This window comes from Curtobacterium sp. B8, from assembly GCF_000333315.1.
GTDB classification, from domain to species: domain Bacteria; phylum Actinomycetota; class Actinomycetes; order Actinomycetales; family Microbacteriaceae; genus Curtobacterium; species Curtobacterium luteum.
The window spans coordinates 1-2,609 of record NZ_BACW01000608.1 but is presented as its reverse complement, the minus strand read 5'-3'; the positions used below and the strand labels follow the sequence as shown (position 1 = coordinate 2,609).

Sequence of the window (2,609 nt, the reverse complement as noted above, 5' to 3'; positions counted from 1 at the left end):
TCCCGCTGCCCTCGAGCGTCGAGGTCATGCCCGTGCTGACGTACATCGCGAGCTTCCAGTCGTTCGCTTTCGGGCTGTCCGCGGCGATGGCGATCTGCTCCCTCGTGATCGTCGCCATCCCGCTGTTCGTCTACCTCCGGGCCGTCAAGCTCGACACCGGTGACGACGCGGGCCCCACCCGCAAGCAGCGCCGCGCCGACCGAGCGACGCTCGCGGCAGCGACCCCCGCGACCCTGGCCGCCACCCCGGCCGCAGCGGCCGACATCGACGGAGCCCGCGCATGAGCACCCAGAGCACCTTCCGCACCCGCACCCGCCCCACCGCGACCCTCACCGAGAGCGTCACGGCGCGGAACGGCCGGCCGGCCAAACGCCCGTACGACACCGACGTCACCCGGCTCCTGCCGCGCTGGCTGCTCGTCGTCGTGATCGCCGTCATCATCGCGTTCATCGCGGTGCCGGTGCTGTACATCCTGTTCGGCTCCGTCAACTCCGACGTCGCCGTGGCCCGGGGCGAGTACTTCCCGTCCGAGTTCACGCTGGCGAACTACGTGAACATCTGGTCGACGGTCGCGCTCGGTCAGGGGCTCCTCAACTCGATCCTCACCGCCGGCGCGGTCGCCGTCGCGAGTGCCGCGCTCGCCGTGTCCACGGCGTACGTGCTCGTCCGCTTCCGGTTCCTCGGCCGCCTCACGATCCTGCGCGGGCTGCTCGCGCTGCAGTCGATCCCGGGCACGCTCCTGCTCCTGCCCGTGTTCGTGGTGTTCTCGAACATCGCGAGCGCGACGGGTGTCCAGATCATCGGCACCCGCTGGGGCCTCTTCGTCACCTACCTGACGTTCGCGCTGCCGTTCTCGACGTGGGTGATGGTCACGTACCTCCGCGGCCTGCCGAAGGAACTCGAGGAGGCGGCCCGGATCGACGGCGCCTCCAGCGGTCGGATCCTCCGGAGCGTCGTCCTCCCGCTGTCGTGGCCCGGCATCGTCGTGTCGGCGATCTTCGCCTTCCTGCTCGGGTGGAACGACGTCCTGTTCTCGACGATCATGACGACCCCGAACACGCGCACCGTCGCGGTCGTGCTCCAGGTGCTCGGCACCACCCAGGAGGGCGGGGCCGTCCCGATCTACGGCCAGATGATGGCCGCGTCCATCGTGTGCGCCGTGCCGGTCGTCGCGCTCTACCTCATCTTCCAGCGCTACCTCGTCGGCGGTCTCACCGCCGGCTCCGTCAAGTAGGCAGCAACCCAGGACCGGACGGGAGGCGCGGTGCGACCCCGCCACGCGCCTCCCGTCCGACAGGAAAGGACACCATGACCGACCAACCCACGTGGGAGCTCTCCGGCTTCGGCGACGAGATCGACGCCGACCCGGCGACCCAGGTCGCCGTGCTGCAGGCGCTCGGCGCCAGCGCCGTCGAGGTGCGGAGCGCCTGGGGGGTGAACGTCGTCGACCTCGACGAGGACCAGCTCGCCGGTCTCCACCGGCTGTTCGAGGAGCGTGGGCAGACGGTGTCCGCCATCGCCTCGCCGATCGGCAAGGTCCCCGTCGACGAACCCGTCGAGCACGAGGTCGGTCGGCTCGGCCGGGCGATCGCCGCCGCGCACGCCCTGGGCACGACGAACATCCGCGTCTTCTCCTTCTACTTCGAGGGCCGCGCGCCGGAGGACGTCCGCGACGACGTCCTCGTCCGGATGCGCGCGCTCGCCGACCTCGCCGAACGCGAGGGCGTGACCCTCCTGCACGAGAACGAGAAGGACATCTACGGCGACGTCCCCGACCGGGTGCTCGACATCGTCGAGAGCGTCGGTTCGAGCGCCCTCCGCCTGGCCTGGGACAACGCGAACTACGTGCAGTGCGGCGTCAAGCCGTTCACCGACGGCTGGGAGCGACTCGCCCCCTACGTCGACTACCTGCAGGTCAAGGACGCGCTCGCCGCCGACGCGTCCGTGGTCCCCGCTGGGGAGGGCGACGGCGAACTGCTGCAGACCCTCACTGCGCTGCGCGACGCCGGGTACGCCGGCTACGCCTCGCTCGAGCCGCACCTCAGCGACTTCACCTCCCTCGGCGGGTTCTCCGGGCCCGCGGCCTTCGGTCGCGCCGGACGCGCCTTCCGCTCGCTCACCGACCAGATCGGAGTCACCCTGCGATGACCACCCCACTGAAGCTCGCCGTCGTCGGCGCCGGCGTCATCGGCCGCCACCACGCCCGCGTCGCCGTGCAGCACCCGGACCTCGAGGTCGTCGCCCTCGTCGACGCGATCCCCGCCGCCGCGACCGGAGCCGCCGACGAGCTCGAGGCGATGGGCGTCGCCCGTCCGATCACGACCGCCACCATCGAGGAGGCGATCGCCGGCACCGACATCGACCTCGTCGCGATCTGCTCGCCGTCCGGCATGCACGTGCAGCTGGCGGAGGCGGCGCTCGCGGCCGGCAAGCACGTCGTCATCGAGAAGCCGCTCGACACCACCATGCCCCGTGCACGGCAGATCGCCGCGCTCGCCGCCGACGCCCGCTCGCGTGGACTGGTGACGAGCGTGATCAGCCAGCACCGCTTCGACCCGGCTTCGGTCGCCGTCGCGGGGGCAGCGCACGACGGCGGGTTCGGCACGGTG

3 protein-coding genes and 1 pseudogene are annotated in these 2,609 nt (G+C 71.4%); all 4 read left to right on the top strand.

The features are described from left to right. Positions 1-284: pseudogene (locus I59_RS23655) on the top strand (sugar ABC transporter permease); the annotation flags it as partial. After that, entirely contained in the window at positions 281-1,234 is a 954-nt protein-coding gene (locus I59_RS16500; protein WP_022904821.1) for a carbohydrate ABC transporter permease, read from the top strand. The pseudogene I59_RS23655 and the gene I59_RS16500, both read left to right, overlap by 4 nt. 74 nt (positions 1,235-1,308) lie before the next feature. Continuing rightward, on the top strand, positions 1,309-2,148 hold the full coding sequence (locus tag I59_RS16495) for a sugar phosphate isomerase/epimerase (RefSeq protein WP_022904820.1): 840 nt from the start codon (positions 1,309-1,311) through the stop codon (positions 2,146-2,148). Beyond that, positions 2,145-2,609, top strand: a 465-nt coding sequence (locus I59_RS16490) for a Gfo/Idh/MocA family protein (protein WP_022904819.1), incomplete at its 3' end; no start/stop codon positions are given. The genes I59_RS16495 and I59_RS16490, both read left to right, overlap by 4 nt.

Bases quoted from the DNA above. Each gene is read 5' to 3' on its own strand.
- I59_RS16500 (WP_022904821.1), top strand. From the start codon at position 281: ATGAGCACCCAGAGCACCTTCCGCACCCGCACCCGCCCCACCGCGACC.
- I59_RS16495 (WP_022904820.1), top strand. From the start codon at position 1,309: ATGACCGACCAACCCACGTGGGAGCTCTCCGGCTTCGGCGACGAGATC.